Genomic DNA, 24,038 nt, shown 5'->3' with positions numbered 1-24,038 from the left:
TGCGCGTGGACGGCTCTGTATGGCTGCACGCAAGGCAGCCCGGCCGCTTCAGGCATCACCCGCGACAATGGGTCGCGGGGCTCCACGGGCGGGCGCAAGATTACCAGCAGCGGGTGACATGAAAGCAATCTGATATCGTGTTTTTTTCGTCAACTGAAACGATCAATCCACTATCGGTGGCGCCTACATCGCCGGCAAGCGGGCTCCCACAGGGACAATGCAAGTCTTGAGGCCTGCGCGGTCGCTGTGGGAGCCGGCTTGCCGGCGATGACACCCGGACAAGCAATAAATGAACTGCTGCCATTGCCACTGTCGAAATGTCGGATACGCAGAGCCAAGTGCCACGGCGCTATACTCGCCGCTGAAATTCATAATCGGACTACAAGGACTCGCCCATGAAAGCGTTCGGCAAAATCCTGGGGCTGGGGCTTCTCGGGTTGTTGCTGATCATCGTGGCGCTGGGCTTCGCCCTGACCCACCTCTTCGATCCCAACGACTACAAAGAAGAAATCCGCCAGCTGGCCCGCGACAAGGCCCACGTGGAACTGACCCTCAACGGCGACATCGGCTGGAGCCTGTTCCCGTGGCTGGGCCTGGAGCTGCACGAGGCCAGCATCGCCACGCTGAACAACCCCAAGGTGCCCTTCGCCGACCTGCAGATGCTCGGCCTGTCGGTACGTGTGCTGCCGCTGCTACGCCGTGAAGTGCAGATGAGTGACGTGCGGGTCGAAGGCCTGAACCTGACGCTGACCCGCGATGCCAACGGCCATGGCAACTGGGAAGACATCGGCAAGCCATTGCCGGACCCGGCGATCGCCAACGCACCGGCGAGCACGCCCGATGCAAGCTCAGCGACGGAACCTGCCAAGCCGGAAAGTGGCGAGCGCTCGGTCAAGCTCGATATCGACAGCCTGACCGTCAACAACGCCCGCGTGCTTTATACCGACGAGAAAGCCGGCCAGACCTACGGCGCCGAAAGCATTCAGTTGAGCACCGGCCCCGTGCACGAAGGCGTGAACATCCCGCTCAAGGCGAGCGCCTTCCTCAGCGCCAGCCAGCCGAACCTGAAGGCGCGCACCGAGCTGACCGGCGAACTGCGCTTCGACCGCCGTCTCAAGCGCTACAACCTCGAGGACATGCGCCTGTCTGGCGAAACCTCGGGCGAGCCACTGGCCGGCAAGACCATGACCTTCGCCGCCCAAGGCCAGGTGCTGGTCGACCTGGCGGCCAATGTCGCCTCCTGGAGCGGCCTGAAGGTCTCGGCCAACCAGTTGCGCGCCCTGGGTGAGCTGAACGTGCGCGACCTCGACAAGACGCCGCAGGTCAGCGGCGGCCTGTCCATCGCCCAGTTCGACCTGCGCACCTTCCTCGACGGTATCGGCCACCCGCTGCCCGCCACCGCCGACGCGGCAGCGTTCAAGAAGCTGGAGCTGGTCACCCGCCTGCAAGGCACGCCGAACAGCCTCGCCCTCGAAGACCTGGCGGTGAAGCTGGACGACAGCACCTTCACCGGCCGGGTCGCCGTGGAAGACTTCGCCAAGCAGGCCCTGCGCGTGCGCCTCAAGGGCGACAAGTTCGACGCCGACCGCTACCTGCCGGCCAAGAGCGAGGAAGCCAAGGGTGCCACCGCAGCGCGCCAGGCCGAGGTCAAGCAGCAGGAAGCCACTGCCGTCGCCGGCGCCGGCTCCACGCCGCTACCCGACGCACCGACGCAAGTTGCCTGGAGCAGCGACAAGCTGCTGCCGGTCGATCGCCTGCGCGCCCTCGATCTGCAGGCCGACCTGTCGTTCGGCGCCCTGACGCTGGACAAGCTGCAGATCAGCGATGCGCAGCTCACCGCCAGCGGCCAAGGCGGCCTGGTCACCCTGCAAACCCTGCGCGGCGGCCTGTACAACGGCACCTTCGAGGCCAAGGGCACCGTGGATGTACGCCCTGCCGTGCCGCAGATCGGCGTCAACACCAAGATCAACCGCGTGCCAGTGGAACACTTCATCAAGCGTGAATCCCCGGAGCAGGCGCCGCCGGTCAAGGGCCTGCTGACCCTGAACAGCGACCTCACCGCCACCGGCAACAGCCAGAAGGCGCTGGTCGATACGCTCAATGGCAATGCCAGCTTCACCATCAACGACGGCGTGCTGGTCAACGCCAACCTGGAACAGCAACTGTGCCAGGCCATCGCCACCCTCAACCGCAAGCAACTCAGCGGCGAACCCCGTGGCAAGGACACGCCGTTCCAGGAGCTGCGCGGCAGCCTGGTAATGCGTAACGGCGTGGCCAGCAACCCGGACCTCAAGGTGCGTATCCCAGGCCTGACCGTCAACGGCCACGGCGACCTCGACCTGCGTGTGCTGGGCATGGACTACAACGTCGGCGTTGTCGTCGAAGGCGACCAGCGCGCCATGCCCGACCCGGCCTGCCAGGTCAACGAGCGCTATGTCGGCGTCGAAGTGCCGCTGCGCTGCCGCGGCCCGCTGGAGCTGGGCGCGAAGGCCTGCCGCCTGGACCAGGACGGCCTGGGCAAGGTGGCCGCGAAGCTGGCCGGCAACCGCCTGAAAGACAAGATCGATGAAAAGCTCGAAGAGAAACTCGGAGACAAGGTGAGCCCTGAACTCAAAGATGCATTGAAGGGGCTGTTCAAGCGATGACACCCCAGCAGTTCTCCAGCGCCGTGCTGGACTGGTACGACCAGCACGGTCGGCATGACCTGCCCTGGCAACAGGGCATCACCCCGTATCGGGTGTGGGTGTCGGAAATCATGTTGCAGCAGACCCAGGTCAGCACCGTGCTCAACTACTTCGACCGCTTCATGCAGGCCCTGCCCACCGTGCAGGCGCTGGCCGAGGCGCCGGAGGACGAGGTGCTGCACCTGTGGACGGGCCTGGGCTACTACACCCGTGCCCGTAACCTGCAAAAGGCCGCGAAGATCGTCGTCGAACAACATGGCGGCGAGTTTCCACGCAGCGTCGAGCAGCTCACCGAGCTGCCCGGTATCGGCCGCTCCACCGCCGGGGCCATCGCCAGCATCAGCATGGGCATCCGCGCGCCGATCCTCGACGGCAACGTCAAGCGCGTACTGGCCCGCTTCACTGCCCAGGCCGGCTACCCGGGCGAGCCGAAGGTGGCCAACCAGCTGTGGGCCAGCGCCGAGCGCTTCACGCCGATGACCCGGGCCAACCACTACACCCAGGCGATGATGGACATGGGCGCGACGCTGTGCACGCGCAGCAAGCCCAGCTGCCTGATCTGCCCGTTGCAGCGCGGTTGCGAAGCGCACCTGCACGGCGAAGAGACCCGCTACCCCGAGCCCAAGCCGCGCAAGGCCCTGCCCCAGCGCAAGACCCTGATGCCGCTGCTGACCAATTACGAAGGCGCGATCCTGCTCTACCGTCGGCCCTCCACCGGCCTGTGGGGCGGCCTGTGGAGCCTGCCGGAGCTGGACAGCCTCGAGCAGCTCGAAGACCTCGCCTACCAGCACGGCCTGCGCCTGGCCGGCAGCCAGGCCCTGGCAGGCCTGACCCACACCTTCAGCCATTTCCAGCTGGCCATCGAGCCATGGCTGGTGCGTGTCGACCCCGTCGGCGCGCACGTGGCCGAGCCCGACTGGCTCTGGTATAACCTCGCCACCCCGCCGCGCCTGGGCCTCGCCGCCCCGGTCAAGAAGCTGCTGCAACGCGCGGCCGACGAACTGATTGCAGGAGAGAAGCGATGACCCGCACCGTGAAGTGCCGCAAGTACAACGAAGAACTCCCAGGCCTCGACCGCCCACCCTACCCGGGCGCCAAGGGCCAGGACATCTTCGAGCACATCTCGCAGAAGGCCTGGAAGGAGTGGCAGGACCACCAGACCATGCTGATCAACGAGAAGCGCCTGAACATGATGAATGCCGAGGACCGCAAATTCATCCAGGCCGAGATGGACAAGTTCTTCGCCGGCGAGGATTACGCCCAGGCCGAAGGCTACGTGCCACCCTCGAATTGACCCCGGAAAACGTAAGCGACGGAATTAATTTAAATTTTTTCGAAAAAGTCGTTGACGATCGGTTCGGAAATCTATTTAATGCACCTCGTCGCCCAGATAGCTCAGTCGGTAGAGCAGAGGATTGAAAATCCTCGTGTCGGCGGTTCGACTCCGTCTCTGGGCACCACCTTCAGCTTCTGGTGGTTGCAAAGTTACCCGAAGCGACACAAGAAACCCGCCTAGTGCGGGTTTTTTGTTGCCTGCGATTTTTCACTGCGACGCAGGTTGAACTGCCTAGGACTACCCCGCTACCTGAGGAGGCACTGCCCCGGCATGCAACCTCACGCCAAGGGCTGCCATTACCTTCATGATGGTCGCAAGGCTAGGGTTCCCCTCCGCAGACAGCGCCTTGTATAGCCCCTCCCGGGTCAAGCCGGTATCACGAGCCAGCTGAGCCATTCCACGGGCACGCGCTATGTCTCCCAATGCGGCAGCAAGCAGCACTGGATCATTTTCCTCAAGACACGCCTCCAGGTAGAGGACAACGTCTTGCTCGGTCTTCAAGTGATCGGCCGCGTCCCACTTGGTAAGTTTGAGGTCTGCCATGGTGGCCTCCTAGATATCACGCGCCAGCTTGAGTGCAGATTTGATGTCGCGGGCTTGAGTGGTTTTGTCTCCCCCGGCAAGGAGAAGTATCACCTCATAGCCGCGCCGGGCCAGATAGACTCGATAGCCAGGCCCGTAGTCGACTCTCAGCTCCAGAACACCCTCGCCCACTGGCTTGCAATCCCCCAGCACGCCAAGCTCGACCCGCCGCAGCCGCACGTTGATGCGGGCCTGAGCGCGAGCATCCCGCAAGGCAGCAAACCACTTCTTGTATCTGTCGGTCTGTATGAGCGTGTGCATGGGAAAAATGTAAACCGCAGTTCACACTACATCAAACCGCATCTGTTTCAAACTGTTCATCAGACCTGCGGCATCGCTCTACCACTTGACCAATATCAAAAAGCCACCCGTTCAGCGCTCATAGGATGGAAGGTGGACATTCGAACGACCCCGCAAGGACCTCCATGAGCGAAGAATCCGCCACCCTCCTCCTGCCATCGCCTGCCGAGGCCGGCAGCAGCGCCAAGCCCACCCCTCGCACCCGTCGTCCGCGCCAGCGCAAGCCTGCCGCCAGCGCCGCCGCGCCAGAGACCATTACCCAGGTCAGCCAGCAGCCCGCCGCCCTGGAAGTGGCCAACGCGCGCAAGGGCAGCAGCGAGGACAGCACCTCGGCGCGCCTGCCGGCCAGCTACCCGTACCGCACGCGCATGCGCCGCCAAGACTACGAGAAGGCCAAGCACGACCTGCAGATCGAGCTGCTCAAGGTACAGAACTGGGTGAAGGAAACCGGCCAGCGCATCGTCGTGCTGTTCGAGGGCCGTGATGCTGCGGGCAAGGGCGGCACCATCAAGCGCTTCATGGAACACTTGAACCCGCGCGGTGCGCGGATCGTGGCACTGGAGAAGCCCTCCGAGCAGGAAAAGGGCCAGTGGTACTTCCAGCGTTATGTGCAGCACCTGCCCACCGCCGGTGAAATGGTCTTCTTCGACCGCTCCTGGTACAACCGCGCCGGGGTCGAGAAGGTGATGGATTTCTGCTCGCCCCTGCAATACCTGGAGTTCATGCGCCAGGCACCTGACCTCGAACGCATGCTGTGCAACAGTGGCATCCTGCTGTTCAAGTTCTGGTTCTCGGTGAACCGCGAGGAGCAGTTGCGCCGCTTCATCTCCCGCCGCGACGACCCGCTCAAGCACTGGAAACTCTCGCCCATCGACATCAAGTCGCTGGACAAGTGGGAGGACTACACCGCTGCCAAGGAAGCGATGTTCTTCCATACCGACACGGCCGATGCGCCATGGACGGTGATCAAGTCGGACGACAAGAAGCGCGCGCGGATCAACTGCATTCGGCACTTCCTGCACTCGCTGGATTATCCAGGCAAGGACCACAGCGTGGCGCATGCGCCGGATCCGTTGCTGGTCGGGCGGGCGTCGCGGGGGTTCGAGGAAGATGAGCCAGCGGCGCTGGTGAGCTGAACACTTTGGGGCCGCTAGGCGGCCTCTTGGGTTTCTCGCGCAACTACGCTTCAATACGCGCCTTTACCAGTCAGCCCAAGGATCCACCCATGGCCACCAACACCAAGCAACAGAAACGCGCCAAGCGCGCCGCCACCAAGGCCAAGCAGAATCGCATGGTGCGCAGCGGCCAGGCGGTCAAGGCCAGCGCCGGCGACAGCGCCAGTGTCGAGCAGGTGTTCAACAAGGCCATGGAATCGGGCAGCTACAACAGCCTGTTCGAAAAAATGAAGGAAGCCCAGGAAAACGGCCTGGTGCCGATGATCTCGGTGTTCCTGGTCGACCCGCTACTGGCACTGGTGCTCAAGGGCCACAAGGAAGAACACGCCACCGATTACATCGTCATGGTGTTCACCGCCTACCGCAAATGGCTGGACGGCGCCGACGAGGACGCGACCATGGCCTGGCTGGAGAGCGACGAGTTCCAGGACGCCTATGTCACCGCCTCGGAGGTCGTGGCCAAGCAGCAGCAACAGCAGAAGCAGTTCGGCTGAGTCGAACCGCACCCGCTTCCACAACCCGTGCAGACAAAAAAGGCCGCGCCCTTCACAGGACGCGGCCTTTTCATTTCACTTGTGGATCAGCTATCCAACGCCACACGCGCAGCAGCGCCACGCTTGCGATGCACCAGCAGACCAGCTGCCACCACACCAATGCTCAGGATTGCCGTGGCGATGATCTCGGCACGGTGATCTTCGCGCAGCCCCATCACCACCAGAATGGCAACGATGAAGGCGATGGTCGCCCAGGTCAGGCCCGGGAACAGCCACATCTTGAACGAGATCTTCTCGCCACTGGCTTCACGCTGGCTGCGCATGCGCAGTTGCGACACGGCAATTACCAGGTAAACCAGCAGGGCGATGGCGCCGGAGCTGGCCAGCAGGAACTCGAACACCGCGGCCGGGGCCAGGAAGTTGGCGAACACGCACAGGAAGGCCGCGGCGGTGGACAGCAGCACGGCCCAGTGCGGGGTGCCGGCCTTGGTGGTGCGCTGGGCAACCGCCGGGGCGTCGCCACGCTTGCTCAGGGAGAAGAGCATGCGCGAGGAGGTGTACAGCGCCGAGTTCAGGCAGCTGGTCACGGCGATCAGCACGACGATGTCGACGATCAGCTTGGCGTTCGGCACGCCGATCAGGCTGAGGACAGTCTGGTAGGAGCCTTTCTCGGCCAGGGCCGGATCGTTCCACGGCACCATGGCCACGACCAGGAAGATCGACACCAGGTAGAACAGGCAGATACGCCAGATCACCGAGTTGGTGGCGCGGCTGATCTGCTTGCCCGGATCCTTCGATTCGGCGGCGGCGATGGTGACGATCTCGGTCCCCATGAACGAGAACATGGTGGTCAGCATGGCGGCCAGCACCGCGCCCAGGCCATTGGGCATGAAGCCCTGGGTGTCGAACAGGTGGCTGACGCCGCTGATCTGGCTGCTCGGCACCATGCCGAACATGGCCGCGCAACCGACGACGATGAAGCCGATGATCGCCAGCACCTTGAGCAGGGCGAACCAGAATTCGAACTCACCGTAGTTCTTCACGCTGAACAGGTTGGTGATGGTCAGCGCCAGGGTAATGATCAACGAGAACGCCCACAGGTCCACCGAGGGGAACCAGGCATGCAGGATGGCGGCGGCGGCGTTGGCCTCCAGCGGAATCACCAGCACCCAGAACCACCAGTACAGCCAGCCGATGGTGAAACCGGCCCAGCGCCCGATGGCGCGGTCGGCGTAGGTGGAGAAGGAACCGGTGTCAGGCGAGGCGACAGCCATTTCGCCGAGCATGCGCATCACCAGCACGACCAGGGTACCGGCCGCGGCGTAGGCCAGCAGCACGGCGGGGCCGGCGGCGGCGATGGCGTGGCCGGAGCCGACGAACAGCCCTGCGCCGATCACGCCGGCGATGGACAGCATGGTCACATGCCGTTGCTTGAGCCCCTGAGCGAGGTCATTGGAATTGTTACCGCTCATAAAACTACCTTTGTAAGGAGGTGGACTACACGAATGACTGGCCAGCGCGCCGGGGTGTGGATAGGCGACGCCGCATTCAGTGGTTTCCAGAGGGCAATAAGCGGGCCACCTGAGAATGACTTTCGTCTGAAATGTTTCTGCCACCAATAACGGCGCGGCTTGCAGGGCATTGTGCCAAGCTTTGACCGAAAGGCCACCAAAACCCCATGCCAAGTCTGGATTACGGAAATACCCACTTACAAACGCACCAAAGGTGCTCCTCGGTAACACCTGTGCACGAATTCTGCGCATCAGAAAGCGCAACCAACAGGCGCAACCTTGCCCCCGTCAAGTCCGCGACACAGTGCCACCCGGCTAAAAACGGCTTCCCAGACCGGGCCAAAGCTGGCACCATCGCGCCTTTTTTCATCAAGGCTCCGGTGCTGGGCAAAACGCTATTGCGGACATCCTGGCGACAGTCCACTGCAGCGATGCGACAAACTGTCCCACCAGCGACCCGAGCACCCCGCGACCCGGTTGGCCGCCGTTGCGCCGCTATGCTAGCGTGGCGCTCGCCAGGAAGGCCGCCAACAGCTGGGAACGCACCCGAACACATGAGGACCGCAAATGGCTCAGGCCACGCCCGCGCTGGAAATCCGCAACCTGCACAAACGCTATGGCGAGCAGGAAATTCTCAAGGGCATTTCGCTGACCGCGCGCGACGGTGACGTGATCTCCATCCTCGGCTCGTCCGGCTCTGGCAAGTCCACCCTGCTGCGCTGCATCAACCTGCTGGAGAACCCGCACCAGGGCGAGATCCTGGTCGCCGGTGAAGCCCTCAAGCTCAAGGCGCAGAAAAACGGCGACCTGATCGCCGCCGACAACCGCCAGATCAACCGCCTGCGCAGCGAGATCGGCTTTGTCTTCCAGAATTTCAACCTGTGGCCACACATGTCGATCCTCGACAACATCATCGAGGCGCCGCGCCGCGTGCTCGGCCAGAGCAAGGCCGAGGCCATCGAGCATGCCGAGGCGCTGCTGAACAAGGTCGGCATCTTCGACAAGCGCCATAGCTACCCCGCCCAGCTTTCCGGTGGCCAGCAACAGCGTGCCGCCATCGCCCGTACCCTGGCCATGAAACCCAAGGTCATCCTGTTCGACGAGCCAACCTCGGCGCTCGATCCGGAAATGGTCCAGGAAGTGCTTAACGTCATCCGCGCCCTGGCCGAAGAAGGCCGTACCATGCTGCTGGTGACGCACGAGATGAACTTTGCCCGCCAGGTGTCCAGTGAAGTGGTCTTCCTGCACCAGGGCCTGGTCGAAGAGCAAGGATCGCCGCAGCAGGTCTTCGAGAACCCGACCTCGGCGCGTTGCAAGCAATTCATGTCCAGCCACCGCTAACGGAGCAATACATGCAGACCTACAAGAAGTTCCTCCTGGCAGCTGCTGCCACGCTGGTGATGTCGGCCAACGCCATGGCCGCGGAAAAACTGCGCATGGGTATCGAAGCTGCCTACCCACCGTTCAACAACAAGGATGCCAGCGGCCAGGTCGTCGGCTTCGACAAGGACATCGGCGACGCCCTGTGCGCCAAGATGAAGGTCGAATGCGAAGTGGTCACCTCCGACTGGGACGGCATCATCCCGTCGCTGAACGCGAAGAAGTTCGACTTCATCATTTCGTCGCTGTCGATCACCGATGAGCGCAAGCAGGCGGTGGACTTCACCGACCCGTACTACTCGAACAAGCAGCAGTTCATCGCCAAGAAAGGCGCCGACTTCAAGACTGACCGCGCCTCGCTCAAGGGCAAGACCATCGGCACCCAGCGTGCCACCCAGGCCGCGACCTGGCTGGACGACAACGGCGGCATGGACGGCGAGTTCAAGGTCAGCCTGTACGACAACCAGGAAAACGCCTACCTGGACCTGACCTCCGGCCGCGTCGACGCCATCCTTGCCGACAAGTACGCCAACTACGACTGGTTGAAGTCCGACGCTGGCAAGAACTACGAGTTCAAGGGCGAACCGGTCAACGAAAGCGACAAGGTCGGCATCGCAGTACGCAAAGGCGACAACGAGCTGCGTAACAAGCTCAATGCCGCACTGAAGGAAATCGTCGCCGACGGTACCTACAAGAAGATCAACGACAAGTACTTCCCGTTCAGCATCTATTGATTCGCCCCGACAGGCATCGCCGCCTTGGCGGTGCCTGTCCCTTGAACAAACTTACCCATGAATATCGACCTGCACGGATTCGGCCCGGCCATGATGGCCGGTACCCTGATGACCGTAAAACTGGCGCTCTGCGCCTTGCTGCTGGGGCTGGTCCTGGGCCTGCTCGGCGCCCTGGCCAAAACCTCGCCGATCAAGCCGCTGCAATGGCTTGGTGGTACCTATTCGACGTTGGTGCGCGGCGTACCCGAACTGCTCTGGGTGCTGCTCATCTACTTCGGCACCGTCGGGCTGATGAACAGCCTTGGCGAACTGCTGAACATGCCTGGCCTGGAGCTCAGTGCCTTCACCGCTGGCGTGATCGCCCTCGGCCTGTGCTTCGGCGCCTACGCCACGGAAGTATTCCGCGGCGCGATCCTGGCCATCCCCAAGGGGCATCGTGAAGCGGGCCTGGCCCTGGGCCTGTCCAAGGGCCGCATCCTGTCGCGGATCATCCTCCCGCAGATGTGGCGCATCGCCCTGCCGGGCCTGGGCAACCTGTTCATGATCCTGATGAAGGACACTGCGCTGGTGTCGGTGATCGGCCTGGAAGAGATCATGCGTCACGCGCAGATCGGCGTGACCGTCACCAAGGAGCCGTTCACCTTCTACGCCGTGGCCGCCTGCATCTACCTGGGCCTGACCGTGATTGCCATGACCGGCATGCACTTCCTGGAAAAGCGCGCCGCTCGCGGCTTCATGAGGGCCGAATAAATGAACTGGGAAGTCATCATCAAGTGGCTACCACGCCTGGCCCAGGGTGCCACCCTGACCCTGGAGCTGGTGGCCATCGCCGTCATCGCCGGCCTGATCCTGGCCATACCACTGGGCGTGGCGCGCTCGTCGCGACACTGGTATGTGCGCGCCCTGCCCTTCGGTTACATCTTCTTCTTCCGCGGCACGCCGCTGCTGGTGCAGCTGTTCCTGGTGTACTACGGCCTGGCCCAGTTCGACGTGGTGCGCAACAGCTCGCTGTGGCCGTACCTGCGCGATCCGTTCTGGTGCACGGTGCTGACCATGACCCTGCACACCGCCGCCTACATCGCAGAGATCCTGCGCGGTGCTTTGCAGGCGATCCCCAAGGGCGAGATCGAAGCGGCCAGAGCACTGGGCATGTCGCGGGGCAAGACGCTGCTCTACATCATGCTGCCGCGCGCCGCGCGCATCGGCCTGCCGGCCTACAGCAACGAAGTGATCCTGATGCTCAAGGCCAGCGCCCTGGCCAGTACCGTGACCTTGCTGGAATTGACCGGCATGGCACGGACCATCATTGCCCGCACCTACCTGCCGGTGGAAATCTTCTTTGCCGCCGGGGTGTTCTACCTGCTGATCTCGTTCGTGCTGGTGCAGGGCTTCAAGCTGTTGGAGCGCTGGCTGCGCGTGGATGCCTGCCAGGGGCGTTGAGGCTGTAAACACCATCGGGGCCGCTTGGCGGCCCCTGTCGATAGCGCTGCGGTGCCTGCATGCCGACCACGCCTTACCTCCACGACCAACACCTGCTCGAGCGCTTCCAGGCCCTCGACCATTTCCTGCTGCAGCACCAGCAGCTGTGGCGCCCGCGCCCGTTCAACCACTTGCGCCTGGATTGGGAAGACGAGCACGCCGAGCTGTCCCAATGGCTGCGCCAACGTACCCTTGAACAAGCCGAAGCCCCCGAGCAACCTGCGGCCCCGGCACCATTTGCACAACTGGCCGCACAGGCGCAGGCACTGTCCGTCGTCGGCGAGCTGCCCGATGCCGGCTTGCACCCCGCCGGGCACCGTCTCGACGTCAACGTCCCTGGCCGCAAGTGGCAGCAGATCGAAGCCTTCAGCCGCCGCCTGGCGTTCAGCCAGCCTGCGCGGCACTGGCTCGACTGGTGCTCTGGCAAAGGCCACCTGGGCAGGCGTCTGCTGCAACCCGGCCAGCAGCTGACCTGCCTGGAGTACGACGCCGAGCTGGTCAGCGCCGGCAAGGCCCTGAGCGAACATCACCACCTGGCTGCCACCCATGTCCAGCAGGACGTCATGGCCATGGACAGCGCCCGGCATCTGGATGGCGGCAAGAGCGCGGTCGCCCTGCACGCCTGCGGCGACCTGCATGTGCGGCTACTGCAACTGGCAAGCCAGCAGGGATGCCGACAGATCGCCGTCGCGCCCTGCTGCTACAACCGCATCCAGGGCAAGCGCTATCAACCGCTCTCCGGCGCCGCCCAGGCCTCGGCCCTGGCATTGACTCAGGACGACCTGGGCCTGCCGCTGAGCGAAGCAGTCACCTCCAGCCAGCGCACCCGCCGCCAGCGCGACCAGTCCATGGCCCGCCGCCTCGGGTTCGACCTGCTGCAGCGCCAGCAACGGCACGTGGACGAATACCTGCCCACCCCTTCGCTGCCGGTCAGCTGGCTGGCAAAGCCTTTCGAGCACTACTGTCGCGACCTGGCCGAACTCAAGCAGCTGACGATCAACGGCCAACCCGACTGGGTTGCCCTTGAGGCCGCCGGCCAGCAACGCCTGGCCGAGGTACGCAACCTCGAACAGGTACGCAACCTGTTCCGCCGCCCACTGGAGATGTGGCTGGTGCTCGATCGCGCCCTGTTCCTGCAGGAGCAAGGCTATTCGGTACGGCTAGGCGTGTTCTGCGATTACCCGCTGACCCCGCGCAACCTGTTGCTGCTGGGTGAACGCGACGCAACGCCGCAGCGCGGTTGACAGCCTGTGGATAACTCTGTGTACAAGCTTGTGATGAAAATCACGAAATCTTGGATCCTTGGGCTATTTGCGCTGCTTTGCTTATTCCGTCATGGGCCTCAAAGCCAGTAAAAACAGGCCTTTGCGCAAAGACCGGTGGTAGCCCCTGTCGGCATGCCTTTCGCGCAAGCGGCCAATGCCACTTGTGCATAAGCAATTTTGCCAAGCGCTTTGGAAGGGCAGTTGTCAAGCCAGTTTGAGCAAGCCCATGCCTACCAGCAGCAACGCAAGACCCAACCAACCACGCCCGGCCAGACGCTGACCGAACAAGGCCCAGCCCATGGCCACGGTGGCAAGGATGCCAAAGCCGCCCCAGATGGCGTAGGCCAGCGACAGGTCGATGTCCTTCACCGCCTGCGCCAGCGCGGTGAACGCCGCCAGCACGCAGAGGATCGAGGCCAGGCCCAGGCCTTTGCGGCGGAAACCATCGGAGTACTTGAGCAGCAGGTTGGCCAATACCTCCAGCACGATGGCCAGGCCCAGCCAGGCAAATGGAATCAGCATGGCACGGCCTCCCCTTCACGCTCGACGGGCTTGGCGCGGGTACCGGCCTTGACCAGCAGGATGCCGGCGATCATCACCGCCAGGCCCAGGGCCTTGGTCCAGCCCAGGCTTTCGCCAAGCCAGAGCACGCTGATCAAGGTGATCAGCACAATACCGAAACCTTCCCACAGCGCGTAGGCCACACCCACCGGCACGCGCTTGACCGCCAGGGCCAGGAAGAAATACGACAGACAGATCATGACGTACATGACGGCATGCCCCATCACGGGGAAATGAGTGGCGGCGAGTTTCATCGACGCCGTGCCGATCACCTCGAAGGTGATGGCGACGATCAGGTAGATCCAGGAACGCATGGTGCCCTCCCATGGGCGACAGCGGCCGAGCGCACAGGCATCGGCGCCAGACAGAGACGTTTACGGCTGTAGAGGGAGGGTGGCGCTAGAGGTCGCCGGTCCAGTGACGTTCACGGGAGACCAGGCGGGAAGAGGAGAGGAGCTTGAAAGCTTTACTGTTCAACATAATGAACACAAGATTAGCTTAGCTGATCGATTTAGTCAAAATGATAGGTTGAGACTAATTATTTATCGGGAAAAATGGACTTCTCAAGAGAAACTCCCGTAAAGCTTGCTGAAAGCTTCGTAAATTATAATCCCCACGCTGCCTTTGCAGGAGCCGGCTTGCCCCGCGATCACCAGCAAGGCCCCCCCTGCGACAAACCGTCGCCATCGGCACATACTCAAAATTAATTATTGTTTTACGATAATTATTCAAGAATAATCCGCTCCGTTCATCACTGTACGGAGGCACCCCATGAACAGTAGATCCGTGGCCTATGCGCGTTCGCGCCTACGCACCATCGGCGCATTCGCCGCCTACCTGGCCTGGACAACCGCGGTCGTCGAGCTGACCATCACGCCCTTGCTCTTCATCTTCGACTTCCCCGAGATTTTCAACGGCTACCTGCAAGCCTACGGCGACCAGATGCCGCTGCTGCTCGAACCCGGCTACCAGGCATCCCCCCTGGCCGTCGGCCTGGTACTGGCGGTGGACATGATTCCCACGCTGATTTCCGTTGTGGCCCTCGGCCTGACCGGCCTGTTCTTCCACCGCCTCTCGCGTGGGCAGACCTGGACCTCGGCCAATATCAAATTGCTGTGGTGGGTCGGCCTGCTGTGCATCTTCACCCCACTGCTGTGGCCGGTGACCTACACCTTGCAGGGCTTGGCCCTGGCCATCGACCTGCCGGCCGGCGAAAGGAGCTTCAGCTTCTCGATCGGTGTATCATCGCAGGCTGTCTACGAGATCATGAAAGGCATCCTGCTGTGTGCCTTCTCGCTGCTCATGCGTGACGCCAAGACCATCAGCGATGAACACAACTGTTATGTCTGACTGCTTCCTATGCCGATAATCATCCGCCTCGACGTCGTCATGGCCCGGAACAAGATGCGTTCCAAGGACCTGGCGGAAATCATCGGTATCACGGAAGCGAACCTGTCGCTGCTGAAGAACGGCAAGATCAAGGGTTTCAAGATCGAGACCCTGGAGAAGCTGTGTCGCGCCCTGAACTGCCAGCCCGGCGATTTGCTCGAGTTCAGCGACGAATGATCAAGGACTGCAACACCCATGGCACTTTTCCACAATGGTCTGGCCGCCCTCGTGCTGGCCTGCCTGGCCTTGGCCCTGACCGGCTGCGGCCCGAGCTACACCTATAGATACTCGCCACCGCCCAGCGCGCATGGCATGAACTGCATCAACAGCTGTTCGACGGAGCGCAACCACTGCCAGCAGATGGCCCGCCTGCAGGACAACAGCGAACGTGCGCTGTACCAGGCCGAGATGAGGGCCTACCAGTACTGCCAGAACGGCAAGAGCAAGAAGGAAGCGCGTCACAGTTGCCACTACCCGAGCTACCCCTTCAATACGGGGAGCAGCTACAGTTGCGGCAATGACTACGACTCCTGCTACATGGCCTGCGGCGGCACCATCCAGCGCATCCTGAACAAAGACTGATCCCGGAACGGACTCGAACATCGTGAAACACACCAAGCCTTTCGCCCTGCTGACCCTCGCCCTGGCCATGACCGGCTGCGCCAACAGCCTGCCAAGCAGCAAGCCGGCCCCGCTGAACTGGAACATGCCCGGCATGCAGTTGGGCGGTGACCGCGGCCTGCCCCTGCACAACGCCGACGGCAGCTGCCGCAAGCGCGGCTGCGACAACGGCAAGCTGTTCTTCAACCCCGGCCAACCCGAGCCAAGCGTCAACTCCATCCACCGCGGCTGGTAGGAAAATTCTCCTTTCAGTTCGGTGACTTAGGGTTTTGTGCGCTGGATGCAACGAAGTGGTTTACAGCGCCGAATCCATCGCTATAATGACGCCCCTGTGCCGGTATAGCTCAGATGGTAGAGCAACTGACTTGTAATCAGTAGGTCCCGGGTTCGATTCCTGGTGCCGGCACCATATAAATCAAAGGCTTGCAGCGATGCAGGCCTTTTTTTTAGCTGCTCCACGTACCAACGCACGTACCAACAGGGACCAAGCGACATGGAGATGGACGACCTTCACCCAGCAGCTAGCGAATTCTTATCGAAACACAGCAGCCTGTTTGATAAGCACTTCCCTCCCGATCTAGACGACGAGTCCATGGTCTTGAAGGCACATCTGCTTCTTGAGGCCGCGCTTCGTGATTTCACTTCGAACTTGGTAGCTCATCCACAACATTTGGACGGTGCCCGTTTTCGTTTCACACAGGTTTTAAGCCTGGCCAAGGCCCTTTGCCCGCATGACTTCGGGGCCCTGAATGACTTGGTTTGGACGTGTGCCAAACACCTCAACGATCTGCGCAATACGATGGCGCACGAGCTGGAGCCCGACCCGTCGAAAATTGCGAAGCAGCAAAAGGTCATCGTGGACGTAGTGAACGCGCGTAGACGGGCTAACAACACGGCCCCCACAGATCTTCGAGGCGCCTTGGCCTATTTGTTCGGCTCTACTCACGCTTTGTTTGAAACCGTCTTGTCTAGGATGGAAGCGAAGCCAAGTGAATAAGCGCGCGCACGCCTGCAACCGCGACTAAGCCCTCCGAATCATGGTAGTGGCACAGCTAGAAAAAAGAGTAACATCAGTAATCCTGACCATTTTATGGGCCACAGCCCTTGATTTCCGTGGCCTCGGCTCGTTTCCAAAAAGTAATTTTTAAGTAACCTATAAGTAATCAGATTACTCTTTCTTTGAGTGATATTTGCAAAGCTTGAAAGCCTTTAAAATCAAGGACTTAGCGAAATATTACTTTATCAATTACCTTTCCATTACCTCTCTTTGTAACCGACGAAGCCCAGCAAATACGGGGCCTCCAGCACCGGTCCTACCCAGCAGTTACGGTTGTTACTCTTTTCTCGAGACTACCCCCTAGACCAGCCAGACAACGCTTCAATCCCCAGCGCGGCGCCGTAGAAATACCCCAAGGTCGCCGAGCTGTACAACGGCGCTGACTACAAGCGGAACCTGTACGACGTGAAGCTGGAGCGCGCCTTCGAGCGACACCAGGACCGCGCGCTGGCGGTAGCCTGATGGATCTGCGTAGCGGCTTGCTTGCTCTCGCCCTGCTCGCGGCCGGTGGTGCCGCATTGTGGGGTTGAGACCAGCAGCACCAGGTAACCACCGCCAACGAGGCCGGCAAACGGCTGGAGGATCAGCTAAGCCGCGCGCAGCAAGACCGCGACCAGAACCTGGCGACGGCCAACCAACTGAAATCCGAACTGGCGAGCGAGCGGGACAGCCAGGCCAAGCTGCTCGCCCTGCAAGGCGAGCTGCGCCAAGGCCTTGCCCAGCGCGAGCGCGTGATCGAGGCCCTCAAGCATGAAAACCAGCAACTTCGCGAATGGTCTGACCAGCCTCTGCCTGACGCTGCTCGCCGGCTGCGCGAGCGCCCCGCCCTCACCGGCGCCGACGCTTATCGTCAGTGGCTGTCCGGTAGTCGTCCCGTGCCGGCTGCCGTCGACGGCACCGGCCCGCAACGGCCAGCTGCTCACTGACCTGGAGCGCACCGAACTGGCCTGGGCCGAGTGCGCCGCCCAGGTCGACCGCGTCTACCAGCACCAGGTGACCCATGAACAAGCCCGATAGCCTGCGCGAGCACCTGCTCGCCGCCGTCCCTGGCCTCGCTCGCAATCCCGAACGGCTACTGATGTTCATCGACAGCGGCAAAGTCCGTTGCACCGCGGCCATCAGCCTGTCGTTCGAGTACGCCTATACCCTGCAGATCATCCTGACCGACTTCGCCGGCCACCCGGACAGCGTGATGCTGCCGATCCTGGGCTGGCTGCGGGTCAACCAGTCCGAGCTACTGACCAACCTGGACAAGTCGGCTGATGGCCTGGTCTTCGAAGCCGATCTCCTCGACCGGAGCAAGGTCGACCTCAGCCTTACCCTGCCGCTGACAGAGCGGGTAGTGGTAAAGCGCCTGGACGGCGGCGGCTTCGACGTGACCCACCCCGGCGAGCCACAGTACGAACCCTACGAGGACCAGGGCGAGGTTGCCCTCTATGCCAACGGAGAGCCGCTGGCCGCCTGGCAGCCACCCGCCGCCCCGGACAGCATGGCCTTGGTCACGCCTCCGCTGAAGTCTTCACGCCATGGCTGATCTGGAGGCCCTGGAGCACTGGGTCAGCCCGCTCCTATAGCGCTTAGAGCCAGCCGCACGAACCAAGCTGGCCAGGACTGTCGCCAAGGACCTGCGCCGCAGCCAGCAACAGCGCGTCATTGCCCAACGCAACCCGGACGGATCGCCCTACGCCCCGCGCAAACCTCGGCAGCTAAGAGGCAAGAAAGGCCGTGTGCGGCGCAAGGTGAAGATGTTCCAGAAGATGCGCACCGCCACCTACCTGAAGGCCCAGGGGGACGCCGCCGGCGCGTCGGTGGGCTTCGCCGGCCGGGTTGCCAGGATCGCCAATGTCCACCAGAAGGGCCTGAAAGACCGTGTGGCCCGTGGTGGCGCGGTCGTACAGTACGAACAGCGCGAGCTGCTGGGCTTCACCGACGCCGAGATTGACCAGCTCCGCGACACCCAGCTGGCTCACCTGACCCTGTAACGCCCTTCCCTACAAGCCCACGCGAATGCACCCGCGCGCGCGTGGCGCGACCATCGCCGGCATGAACATCGCCGACCTCAACCGCCTGCTGGAAAACCTGATCCGCTTTGGCACCATTGCCGAGGTGCAGCACAAGCCGCCCCGGGTGAAGGTGCAAACCGGCGGCAACCTGACGACCTGGCTGCCGTGGATGGCCTGGCGTGCCGGCGCCGACCAGGAATGGGACCCGCCCACCGTGAACGAACAGGTGCTGCTGCTCTCTCCCAGCGGGCAGATGGCCAACGGCGTCGTCTTCACTGGCCTTTTTAGCGACGCCATTCCCGCCAACGGCGACCGCCCTGGGCTGCACCGCCGCAGCTACCGCGACGGCGCCGTGATCGAGTACGACAGCGTTGCACACCACCTCAGCGCTGTTCTGCCCGATGGCGGAACTACCAGCCTGGTGCCGCAGACCAGGGAATGGACTGCACCTGACTGACAGTCAGGCATGCCCCGGTTATCGCATTGCTGCGTTCACCCGGCTCAGGATCTTCAGGCGCTGGTCTAGTCAGCCAGTGCTGCCTCCACCCGCCCACCGGTAACGGTGTTCAGGAGGCCAGATCTGTGATGCCCGTGCTCCCGTTCGTAAGGAGCCGCCAGTCCCGCGAAGAGGACATTCCCCACAGGTCGCAGGGGCCTTGATCCCTGATAACACTCAGCATTCTTGGCGGGATGACGTGGAGAGTACCAAAAGGAGAACTAGAGATACCCACATAACATGCGGTGGTATACACGATGATCATAATTTCGCCCATGGCAGGTCATCTACAGTCTTGCTGTTCCGCAGTCAATCGGGGATCAATGATGCCCTCAGCTTAATTGTAACCTTCTGACGGATCACTCAGCGCAACTTAACGACATGATTATTTGAGCATTCACGAAAATTCAGACCCTGAACGAAAATATTATGATCATGAAAGAAGCAATTAACTCGAGAGCGACAGTGGAACAGTGTTAGAAGCGACACTCTACTGAGACTATTAAAGTATGGTTTGGCTCGACAATTCGATATGGAACTGCCGAGTTCATGTATGCATGATTGCAACACACACGCACCTCAAGGCTGCGGAATAAGACTCTGTCGCAAGCTTTTTAGAAGATCATGCACACGACTTGACTTTAAATAATACAACTAGCATAGTGGCCATCTGCCCATACGAATTTTTAGATTTTGATAAAGGGAATATCAATGGCCGAAGCGACTAAAGTAAAAATGGTATGCGGCATAGTTATGCCAATCTCCACCATCGATGGATGCACGGAATCACACTGGGCGGATGTTCTAGAAATCATTAGCGATGCAGTAGAACAGGCGGGTTTTGATGCCAACCTAGTAAGCCATGCGGACGAGGTAGGAATAATCCATAAACGGATCATCCAAAATCTTCATGACAACCCCGTAGTTGTAGTAGACGTTAGTGGCAAGAACCCTAACGTGATGTTCGAACTTGGTATGCGTCTCGCTTTCGACAAGCCTACCATCATCATAAAAGACAGTCACACTCCGTTTACATTTGACACATCATCGATTGAGCATCTTGAATATCCAAGAGACCTCAGATTCTCAAAAATAACAGAATTCAAAGAAAAACTTTCAGCAAAAATATCTGCAACTTACACCAAGTCGTCCAACGATCCAAATTACACCACATTTCTAAAGCATTTCGGCGAATTCACTATTGCTAAACTCGATAAGAAAGAAGTCTCAGGACAAGAGTACATCCTTGACGAACTCAGGAGCATGCGCCAAAGTTTGAATAGGATGGAGCGAATATCAGTTAAAGATGACAGAAACCATCGCCCTTCAAGAGAAAGAGGAGATATCAGCTTATGCTTCGGAAAACGGTCAGGCGATATCTCAGAAGCTTTGGACATCTCAAAGTCTATAGATGGAGTAATCGGCGCAATGATTGCTGACGTCGGAAATCATAAGCATCTAGAAATCTATGTTGATGAAAACCACAAAGAATCCCTATCTGACATAAAGTCACACTTCTCTAAATTCACATCTACCAGGAAAAGAATTACCTAAAAATTAATAACGGAGTGAGCAGATACTGCTACGTAGCAGTATCTGCATATTCATATAATCGACAAATAAACAGCCAGTCCAGTGGAAGTTCTTCAGATGCACCACTGATGTTTTTGGCTGATATATAGAAATTAAAATGCCAAAGCCATACAGCAACTCAGGAGACAACCATGAATAAGGTAGAATTATTCGACAGGCAGCTGATTAAAAACTTCAAAGAAAAAATATCTGAGATAAGTACAGTTTTTTCGCTATTTCTAATTTTCGTAGAAATCCCAACTAGTAAAAAAGCTGTCGCGGGCTTAGCTTTTGCTCTAGCGCTAATAGTATTTTATGTAATTCTATGGCGATCAGCAAACAAACTAAAGCTTGTTGAGCTCAACATTGAAGGCAGCAAAGTAACAATAAAAAGCGGAGACATATTTTCGGAGCACGGATTAAAAGTAATAGCTTTCAATGAATACTTTGACACAATTGTCGACAACAGCATAATTTCAGAGCTCTCATTAAATGGAATTTTTATCAACCATCATCTTCCCTCAACGCTAGCCAAACTTGACGAGCACATAGAACACTACAAATTTGATAACGATGAGCTTATTGACGTTAATGACGCGCGAGATACTGGAAAAAAACAACGTTATAAGATTGGGACTTTATGCGTATACGACGACTTTATTCTTGCCGCATTTTCTAAATTTGACAAAAACAATCGTGCAGTTTTGACAATGCCCGAATACCTTGAATTTTTAATAAATTTTTGGGATCGAATCAATAAAGTATATGCTCAACAAAGCGTGTCAACCCCAATATTTGGATCAGGCATCACGAGAATAAAGGAACACAAAAACATCTCGGATGAAGACCTTCTGAAAATAATGTTGTGGACTTTTAGAATTAGCGAAATGCGGTTCAAATACCCGGCAAAGCTTACCATCGTTATTCATAAAGACAAAATAGACAGCATCAATCTTCTAGATATCAAAGCTGCCAAAACCGGCTTATAGTGCAACAAATAAACAATCGGCAGCCATTCATCAAACTCCTTTAGCAGATGATGCGTGTCTAAACTCCAGAGACGCATCATTACAACTTAGCAAGATCCGTAGATTAGAACAATCTATATACCAAGACCGCTATACGTTTCACCAAGATAGTAGTGAGGACCTTTTTTATCTGAGTCCCTAAACACCCTAGTGTAATTATCCAGCGCATACTTTATTATTGCCGGCTGGAGCGATACTGAGATAGTGTAGTAGTCGGCATCGCTAAACGGTACAGGGATAAATTCTTTCTTGATCAGACGGCTCCCTCCCTTGTTTGCAACCACAACAGGCAAATTCATCTCAATAATCAATTCAACTTCATGAGCTAGGAATGAGTAACCGTCCCCTCCCTTTCTTTTCGCATCCGGACTGCCAATTAGCACAACTTGCTTTGCGTTTTTCATTCTTTCACAGAGGTTTCGCTTAATAGTTTCTCTTTTACTTGTATCTCTGGATTGAAAAATATCATGCGCGTCGAAAAAGTCAAAATCAATCTTATCATTATCGCGCCAAGCCTCCATGAGGCGATACAAATGGATATCTTCACTTGCAAACGCAACGTAAGTTTTATTCCGATAGCTCATGAACATTCTCTTAAGCAAAACCCATTACATTCACATTCTTTGCTGTTTTCTTTATTTACTGTACTCCTGATAAACGCTGCAGCGAAGCCCCTTAATTGATTGACCCTCACGCCCAAAGCTGCTGCCTTTTATCGTCCATCCACGACCATGCTAGACTACTAAACTCCAAAAACGGTGTAAACTTGGCCACTCTAGAATCCCTAGCAAAGCTTAATCATTAAGCACCTAATCCGGATAGATTTAGGGATATCGTCTTGTGTCTGTATAAATAATTAATTTCAAAATCATATACTTAACTCGAGTTTCGACTCCTGGTGCCGCACCATCCTCAAAAGCCTCGACGAATGTCGGGGCTTTTTCGTTTCCGCTGTCCCTCAGCCGAAAAAAATCCCTCAAAGCCAACCCGATCAATGAGCGGGCTTGCCTACGATGGGCCGCACAGCGGCCCCGGCAATCTCTGCCCCCCCTCTCCACCCAGCAAGACACGCCTCCAAACACAAACGCTTTGACTTGCCAATCGAGCCCAGCTACGATTTTATCTTAAATTTTAGATATTCCTACTGAGACAACCCCATGGCGCTTCAATTCCACGAAAGCCCTTTCCACGCCACCCACGATGCAGAGACGGCCAGCAAAATGGCCTTGAAGATGGACCTGTCTATCTTCATCACGCATTGCATCAAAAAAATGGGCCTCAAGCAGCACGAAGCCGCAGCCAGGCTGAACGTGACACAGTCCCGGGTATCCGAGCTGGCCAATGGCAAGATCGAGAAATTCACACTGGACGCCATGATGGACATGCTCGACAAGCTCGGCTTTAGAACGAGCTTGACCCTCCCTTCGAACGATGCCGATTCGCCTGCGCAGATCGTGATCACTCAAACGCCCGGCAGCTAAACCCTGTACCCCATCTTCCGCAGTTCGTGCTTGAACTCCTTCATGCGGTCTTCAGCGACCTGCATCGCATGCCGGTCGGACCTGTTGGTCGTTTTCACGAACGAATGCAACACAACGACCATGTCCGCAAATTTGGCCACATACACGCAGCGGAATGCAGGGCTGCCGTTGATGATGAGCTCTATCGCGCCCGCCCCCACCGACTCCGTCAGCGCCTTGATCGGCCGCTCAGGGTCCTGGCCATACTGAATACGACGCAGGTCTTTGCCGAAATCGTCCTGAACATCCTGCGGAAGATCCTTGTACTCCCGCTCAGCAGCTGCACTCACAAACGCAAACTTTCTCAACGGTCTACCTACAAACGAAATGCTGGAGTCGTGGACGGCATGCATGCCGGAGAACGTGGAATTTAGCGCAGTCGATTGCTCTGGGCGGGGGTAGAAGTGTTTCGGGATATCAGCTTGAAATAGGGTGTTTCATTCACCTGCACGGCTTGAACTGGCCTGAGGCGTCGCAGGAGATGGTGTGCGGCAATCGCGTTGCTCGGAGCAAGGGCTGTAACACCAAGGCGGACATCTGTCGCCATGGCGTCCGAGCTACGGTCAGAAACGGCTATCGAACGGCAGTTGAGCCACAAGAAGCGCAACAACGAGCGCGCCGCCTGTACCCAAAGGGACGAGTTCCTCGAAGAGCGCCGGATGATCATGATCTGGTGGAGCCGGTTTCTGGAGGCGAACCGCGACGACCATGTGATACCGCACGAGTTTGCCAAGCAGACGGGCGATAACGTCACGCGCCTTCGCCGTGCCAAGAGGACCGAATAGCCCGCCGCACCACCACCTCAACTCGCTGTGAAGTTACTCACAGCTCCGCATGAAGCTCCTCCGCGC

27 protein-coding genes, 2 tRNA genes and 5 pseudogenes are annotated in these 24,038 nt (G+C 59.0%); 27 read left to right on the top strand and 7 right to left on the bottom strand.

Features of this window, described 5'->3' with window-relative positions:
- The first annotated feature begins 395 nt into the window (after window positions 1-395).
- The 4 genes from CCOS191_RS01605 to CCOS191_RS01590 all read left to right on the top strand — a co-directional run bounded on the left by CCOS191_RS01605 (window position 396) and on the right by CCOS191_RS01590 (window position 4,144).
- Complete coding sequence (locus CCOS191_RS01605) at window positions 396-2,645, top strand: AsmA family protein (protein ID WP_046853800.1); 2,250 nt, start codon at window positions 396-398, stop codon at window positions 2,643-2,645.
- Window positions 2,642-3,709 carry an A/G-specific adenine glycosylase gene (gene mutY, locus CCOS191_RS01600; protein ID WP_046853799.1) on the top strand — a complete coding sequence of 356 codons (1,068 nt, stop codon included), beginning with the start codon at window positions 2,642-2,644 and terminating at the stop codon, window positions 3,707-3,709. The genes CCOS191_RS01605 and mutY overlap by 4 nt, the downstream gene beginning before the upstream one ends.
- Window positions 3,706-3,978, top strand: coding sequence for an oxidative damage protection protein (locus CCOS191_RS01595; protein WP_011536185.1), 273 nt, complete (start codon window positions 3,706-3,708; stop codon window positions 3,976-3,978). Before mutY ends, CCOS191_RS01595 begins: the two co-directional genes overlap by 4 nt.
- Before the next feature lie 90 nt (window positions 3,979-4,068).
- Window positions 4,069-4,144 (top strand) — tRNA-Phe (locus CCOS191_RS01590).
- A 113-nt stretch (window positions 4,145-4,257) separates the two neighbouring features.
- Here CCOS191_RS01590 and CCOS191_RS01585 read toward each other — a convergent pair.
- A complete protein-coding gene (locus CCOS191_RS01585) occupies window positions 4,258-4,563 on the bottom strand; it encodes an addiction module antidote protein (protein WP_046853798.1) in 306 nt (101 codons plus the stop codon).
- A gap of 9 nt (window positions 4,564-4,572) precedes the next feature.
- On the bottom strand, window positions 4,573-4,863 hold the full coding sequence (locus CCOS191_RS01580; RefSeq protein ID WP_046853797.1) for a type II toxin-antitoxin system RelE/ParE family toxin: 291 nt from the start codon (window positions 4,861-4,863) through the stop codon (window positions 4,573-4,575).
- Window positions 4,864-5,027: 164 nt separating this feature from the next.
- Between CCOS191_RS01580 and ppk2 the strand changes: the two genes are divergently transcribed.
- Both ppk2 and CCOS191_RS01570 read left to right on the top strand, forming a co-directional pair.
- Complete coding sequence (ppk2, locus tag CCOS191_RS01575) at window positions 5,028-6,038, top strand: polyphosphate kinase 2 (RefSeq protein ID WP_046853796.1); 1,011 nt, start codon at window positions 5,028-5,030, stop codon at window positions 6,036-6,038.
- Between the two features lie 89 nt (window positions 6,039-6,127).
- Complete coding sequence (locus tag CCOS191_RS01570; protein ID WP_046853795.1) at window positions 6,128-6,571, top strand: hypothetical protein; 444 nt, start codon at window positions 6,128-6,130, stop codon at window positions 6,569-6,571.
- Window positions 6,572-6,657: 86 nt separating this feature from the next.
- Here the strand turns inward: CCOS191_RS01570 and gabP are convergent, their stop codons facing one another.
- Window positions 6,658-8,043 carry a GABA permease gene (gene gabP / locus CCOS191_RS01565; protein WP_046853794.1) on the bottom strand — a complete coding sequence of 462 codons (1,386 nt, stop codon included), beginning with the start codon at window positions 8,041-8,043 and terminating at the stop codon, window positions 6,658-6,660.
- A 606-nt stretch (window positions 8,044-8,649) separates the two neighbouring features.
- Here gabP and CCOS191_RS01560 point away from each other — a divergent pair.
- From CCOS191_RS01560 to CCOS191_RS01540, 5 genes are read left to right on the top strand one after another with little or no spacing between them, the layout of a single operon-like run.
- Complete coding sequence (locus CCOS191_RS01560) at window positions 8,650-9,423, top strand: ABC transporter ATP-binding protein (RefSeq protein WP_046853793.1); 774 nt, start codon at window positions 8,650-8,652, stop codon at window positions 9,421-9,423.
- 11 nt (window positions 9,424-9,434) lie between these two features.
- Window positions 9,435-10,196: an ABC transporter substrate-binding protein gene (locus CCOS191_RS01555; RefSeq protein ID WP_023630849.1), complete on the top strand. Its 762-nt coding sequence runs from the start codon at window positions 9,435-9,437 to the stop codon at window positions 10,194-10,196.
- 57 nt (window positions 10,197-10,253) lie between these two features.
- Entirely contained in the window at window positions 10,254-10,946 is a 693-nt protein-coding gene (locus tag CCOS191_RS01550) for an ABC transporter permease (protein ID WP_023630848.1), read from the top strand.
- On the top strand, window positions 10,947-11,636 hold the full coding sequence (locus CCOS191_RS01545; protein WP_023630847.1) for an ABC transporter permease: 690 nt from the start codon (window positions 10,947-10,949) through the stop codon (window positions 11,634-11,636).
- A gap of 59 nt (window positions 11,637-11,695) precedes the next feature.
- Window positions 11,696-12,919, top strand: coding sequence for a methyltransferase (locus CCOS191_RS01540; protein WP_046853792.1), 1,224 nt, complete (start codon window positions 11,696-11,698; stop codon window positions 12,917-12,919).
- Window positions 12,920-13,144: 225 nt separating this feature from the next.
- Here CCOS191_RS01540 and mdtI read toward each other — a convergent pair whose 3' ends face one another.
- Both mdtI and CCOS191_RS01530 read right to left on the bottom strand, forming a co-directional pair.
- The gene (gene mdtI / locus CCOS191_RS01535; RefSeq protein WP_023629978.1) at window positions 13,145-13,462 is read right to left on the bottom strand and encodes a multidrug/spermidine efflux SMR transporter subunit MdtI; all 318 of its coding nucleotides are present in this window, start codon (window positions 13,460-13,462) and stop codon (window positions 13,145-13,147) included.
- On the bottom strand, window positions 13,456-13,815 hold the full coding sequence (locus CCOS191_RS01530) for a multidrug/spermidine efflux SMR transporter subunit MdtJ (protein ID WP_023629979.1): 360 nt from the start codon (window positions 13,813-13,815) through the stop codon (window positions 13,456-13,458). The genes mdtI and CCOS191_RS01530 overlap by 7 nt, the downstream gene beginning before the upstream one ends.
- A gap of 457 nt (window positions 13,816-14,272) precedes the next feature.
- On the opposite strand from CCOS191_RS01530, the gene CCOS191_RS01525 reads away from it, so the two are divergent.
- The 14 genes and pseudogenes from CCOS191_RS01525 (at window position 14,273) to CCOS191_RS01475 (ending at window position 21,628) form a co-directional block, all read left to right on the top strand.
- The gene (locus tag CCOS191_RS01525; protein WP_038706991.1) at window positions 14,273-14,851 is read left to right on the top strand and encodes a hypothetical protein; all 579 of its coding nucleotides are present in this window, start codon (window positions 14,273-14,275) and stop codon (window positions 14,849-14,851) included.
- Between the two features lie 9 nt (window positions 14,852-14,860).
- The gene (locus CCOS191_RS01520; RefSeq protein WP_023629980.1) at window positions 14,861-15,067 is read left to right on the top strand and encodes a helix-turn-helix domain-containing protein; all 207 of its coding nucleotides are present in this window, start codon (window positions 14,861-14,863) and stop codon (window positions 15,065-15,067) included.
- 18 nt (window positions 15,068-15,085) lie between these two features.
- Window positions 15,086-15,472 carry a hypothetical protein gene (locus CCOS191_RS01515; protein ID WP_046853791.1) on the top strand — a complete coding sequence of 129 codons (387 nt, stop codon included), beginning with the start codon at window positions 15,086-15,088 and terminating at the stop codon, window positions 15,470-15,472.
- Window positions 15,473-15,494: 22 nt separating this feature from the next.
- Window positions 15,495-15,746: a hypothetical protein gene (locus CCOS191_RS01510; protein ID WP_371918090.1), complete on the top strand. Its 252-nt coding sequence runs from the start codon at window positions 15,495-15,497 to the stop codon at window positions 15,744-15,746.
- A gap of 98 nt (window positions 15,747-15,844) precedes the next feature.
- A tRNA-Thr gene (locus CCOS191_RS01505) sits at window positions 15,845-15,920 on the top strand.
- 84 nt (window positions 15,921-16,004) lie between these two features.
- Window positions 16,005-16,508, top strand: coding sequence for a hypothetical protein (locus CCOS191_RS01500; protein WP_046853790.1), 504 nt, complete (start codon window positions 16,005-16,007; stop codon window positions 16,506-16,508).
- Window positions 16,509-16,928: 420 nt separating this feature from the next.
- Window positions 16,929-17,030: pseudogene (locus CCOS191_RS26940) on the top strand (N-acetylmuramidase domain-containing protein); the annotation flags it as partial.
- Window positions 17,031-17,143: 113 nt separating this feature from the next.
- Window positions 17,144-17,395: pseudogene (locus tag CCOS191_RS28565) on the top strand (Rz-like lysis system protein LysB); the annotation flags it as partial.
- On the top strand, window positions 17,319-17,585 hold the full coding sequence (gene lysC / locus CCOS191_RS28310; protein ID WP_052752570.1) for an Rz1-like lysis system protein LysC: 267 nt from the start codon (window positions 17,319-17,321) through the stop codon (window positions 17,583-17,585). The pseudogene CCOS191_RS28565 and the gene lysC, both read left to right, overlap by 77 nt.
- A complete protein-coding gene (locus CCOS191_RS01490) occupies window positions 17,569-18,102 on the top strand; it encodes a phage tail protein (protein ID WP_046853789.1) in 534 nt (177 codons plus the stop codon). The genes lysC and CCOS191_RS01490 overlap by 17 nt, the downstream gene beginning before the upstream one ends.
- Window positions 18,095-18,550, top strand: a pseudogene (locus tag CCOS191_RS01485) (phage virion morphogenesis protein). The gene CCOS191_RS01490 and the pseudogene CCOS191_RS01485 overlap by 8 nt, the downstream one beginning before the upstream one ends.
- 25 nt (window positions 18,551-18,575) lie before the next feature.
- Window positions 18,576-18,995: pseudogene (locus CCOS191_RS01480) on the top strand (phage baseplate assembly protein V); the annotation flags it as partial.
- 783 nt (window positions 18,996-19,778) lie between these two features.
- A complete protein-coding gene (locus tag CCOS191_RS27770) occupies window positions 19,779-20,621 on the top strand; it encodes a hypothetical protein (protein WP_156177495.1) in 843 nt (280 codons plus the stop codon).
- A 170-nt stretch (window positions 20,622-20,791) separates the two neighbouring features.
- Window positions 20,792-21,628 (top strand): macro domain-containing protein, encoded by an 837-nt coding sequence (locus tag CCOS191_RS01475; RefSeq protein ID WP_046853788.1) that lies wholly within the window; start codon window positions 20,792-20,794, stop codon window positions 21,626-21,628.
- A 113-nt stretch (window positions 21,629-21,741) separates the two neighbouring features.
- Here the strand turns inward: CCOS191_RS01475 and CCOS191_RS01470 are convergent, their stop codons facing one another.
- Window positions 21,742-22,251, bottom strand: coding sequence for a TIR domain-containing protein (locus CCOS191_RS01470; RefSeq protein ID WP_046857667.1), 510 nt, complete (start codon window positions 22,249-22,251; stop codon window positions 21,742-21,744).
- Between the two features lie 573 nt (window positions 22,252-22,824).
- Here CCOS191_RS01470 and CCOS191_RS01465 point away from each other — a divergent pair.
- Window positions 22,825-23,148 (top strand): helix-turn-helix domain-containing protein, encoded by a 324-nt coding sequence (locus CCOS191_RS01465; protein ID WP_046853787.1) that lies wholly within the window; start codon window positions 22,825-22,827, stop codon window positions 23,146-23,148.
- Here CCOS191_RS01465 and CCOS191_RS01460 read toward each other — a convergent pair.
- Entirely contained in the window at window positions 23,145-23,495 is a 351-nt protein-coding gene (locus CCOS191_RS01460; RefSeq protein ID WP_046857666.1) for a type II toxin-antitoxin system RelE/ParE family toxin, read from the bottom strand. The genes CCOS191_RS01465 and CCOS191_RS01460 overlap by 4 nt on opposite strands.
- A gap of 152 nt (window positions 23,496-23,647) precedes the next feature.
- Here CCOS191_RS01460 and CCOS191_RS01455 point away from each other — a divergent pair.
- Window positions 23,648-23,972, top strand: a pseudogene (locus CCOS191_RS01455) (tyrosine-type recombinase/integrase); the annotation flags it as partial.
- Between the last annotated feature and the right edge of the window lie 66 nt (window positions 23,973-24,038).

The organism is Pseudomonas sp. CCOS 191, assembly GCF_001007005.1.
GTDB lineage: Bacteria > Pseudomonadota > Gammaproteobacteria > Pseudomonadales > Pseudomonadaceae > Aquipseudomonas > Aquipseudomonas soli.
Note: the sequence above shows the minus strand (reverse complement) of the source record. Positions and strands in the feature narration are given on the sequence as shown.

Coding starts and splice junctions, on each gene's coding strand:
- CCOS191_RS01595 (WP_011536185.1), top strand. CDS start 3,706: ATGACCCGCACCGTGAAGTGCCGCAAGTACAACGAAGAACTCCCAGGC.
- CCOS191_RS27770 (WP_156177495.1), top strand. CDS start 19,779: ATGGCCGAAGCGACTAAAGTAAAAATGGTATGCGGCATAGTTATGCCA.
- CCOS191_RS01560 (WP_046853793.1), top strand. CDS start 8,650: ATGGCTCAGGCCACGCCCGCGCTGGAAATCCGCAACCTGCACAAACGC.
- CCOS191_RS01465 (WP_046853787.1), top strand. CDS start 22,825: ATGGCGCTTCAATTCCACGAAAGCCCTTTCCACGCCACCCACGATGCA.
- CCOS191_RS01525 (WP_038706991.1), top strand. CDS start 14,273: ATGAACAGTAGATCCGTGGCCTATGCGCGTTCGCGCCTACGCACCATC.
- CCOS191_RS01555 (WP_023630849.1), top strand. CDS start 9,435: ATGCAGACCTACAAGAAGTTCCTCCTGGCAGCTGCTGCCACGCTGGTG.
- CCOS191_RS01515 (WP_046853791.1), top strand. CDS start 15,086: ATGGCACTTTTCCACAATGGTCTGGCCGCCCTCGTGCTGGCCTGCCTG.
- gabP (WP_046853794.1), bottom strand. CDS start 8,043: ATGAGCGGTAACAATTCCAATGACCTCGCTCAGGGGCTCAAGCAACGG.
- CCOS191_RS01470 (WP_046857667.1), bottom strand. CDS start 22,251: ATGAGCTATCGGAATAAAACTTACGTTGCGTTTGCAAGTGAAGATATC.
- CCOS191_RS01520 (WP_023629980.1), top strand. CDS start 14,861: ATGCCGATAATCATCCGCCTCGACGTCGTCATGGCCCGGAACAAGATG.
- CCOS191_RS01530 (WP_023629979.1), bottom strand. CDS start 13,815: ATGCGTTCCTGGATCTACCTGATCGTCGCCATCACCTTCGAGGTGATC.
- CCOS191_RS01550 (WP_023630848.1), top strand. CDS start 10,254: ATGAATATCGACCTGCACGGATTCGGCCCGGCCATGATGGCCGGTACC.
- CCOS191_RS01605 (WP_046853800.1), top strand. CDS start 396: ATGAAAGCGTTCGGCAAAATCCTGGGGCTGGGGCTTCTCGGGTTGTTG.
- CCOS191_RS01475 (WP_046853788.1), top strand. CDS start 20,792: ATGAATAAGGTAGAATTATTCGACAGGCAGCTGATTAAAAACTTCAAA.
- CCOS191_RS01500 (WP_046853790.1), top strand. CDS start 16,005: ATGGAGATGGACGACCTTCACCCAGCAGCTAGCGAATTCTTATCGAAA.
- CCOS191_RS01540 (WP_046853792.1), top strand. CDS start 11,696: ATGCCGACCACGCCTTACCTCCACGACCAACACCTGCTCGAGCGCTTC.
- ppk2 (WP_046853796.1), top strand. CDS start 5,028: ATGAGCGAAGAATCCGCCACCCTCCTCCTGCCATCGCCTGCCGAGGCC.
- mdtI (WP_023629978.1), bottom strand. CDS start 13,462: ATGCTGATTCCATTTGCCTGGCTGGGCCTGGCCATCGTGCTGGAGGTA.
- mutY (WP_046853799.1), top strand. CDS start 2,642: ATGACACCCCAGCAGTTCTCCAGCGCCGTGCTGGACTGGTACGACCAG.
- CCOS191_RS01580 (WP_046853797.1), bottom strand. CDS start 4,863: ATGCACACGCTCATACAGACCGACAGATACAAGAAGTGGTTTGCTGCC.
- CCOS191_RS01570 (WP_046853795.1), top strand. CDS start 6,128: ATGGCCACCAACACCAAGCAACAGAAACGCGCCAAGCGCGCCGCCACC.
- lysC (WP_052752570.1), top strand. CDS start 17,319: ATGAAAACCAGCAACTTCGCGAATGGTCTGACCAGCCTCTGCCTGACG.
- CCOS191_RS01545 (WP_023630847.1), top strand. CDS start 10,947: ATGAACTGGGAAGTCATCATCAAGTGGCTACCACGCCTGGCCCAGGGT.
- CCOS191_RS01585 (WP_046853798.1), bottom strand. CDS start 4,563: ATGGCAGACCTCAAACTTACCAAGTGGGACGCGGCCGATCACTTGAAG.
- CCOS191_RS01490 (WP_046853789.1), top strand. CDS start 17,569: ATGAACAAGCCCGATAGCCTGCGCGAGCACCTGCTCGCCGCCGTCCCT.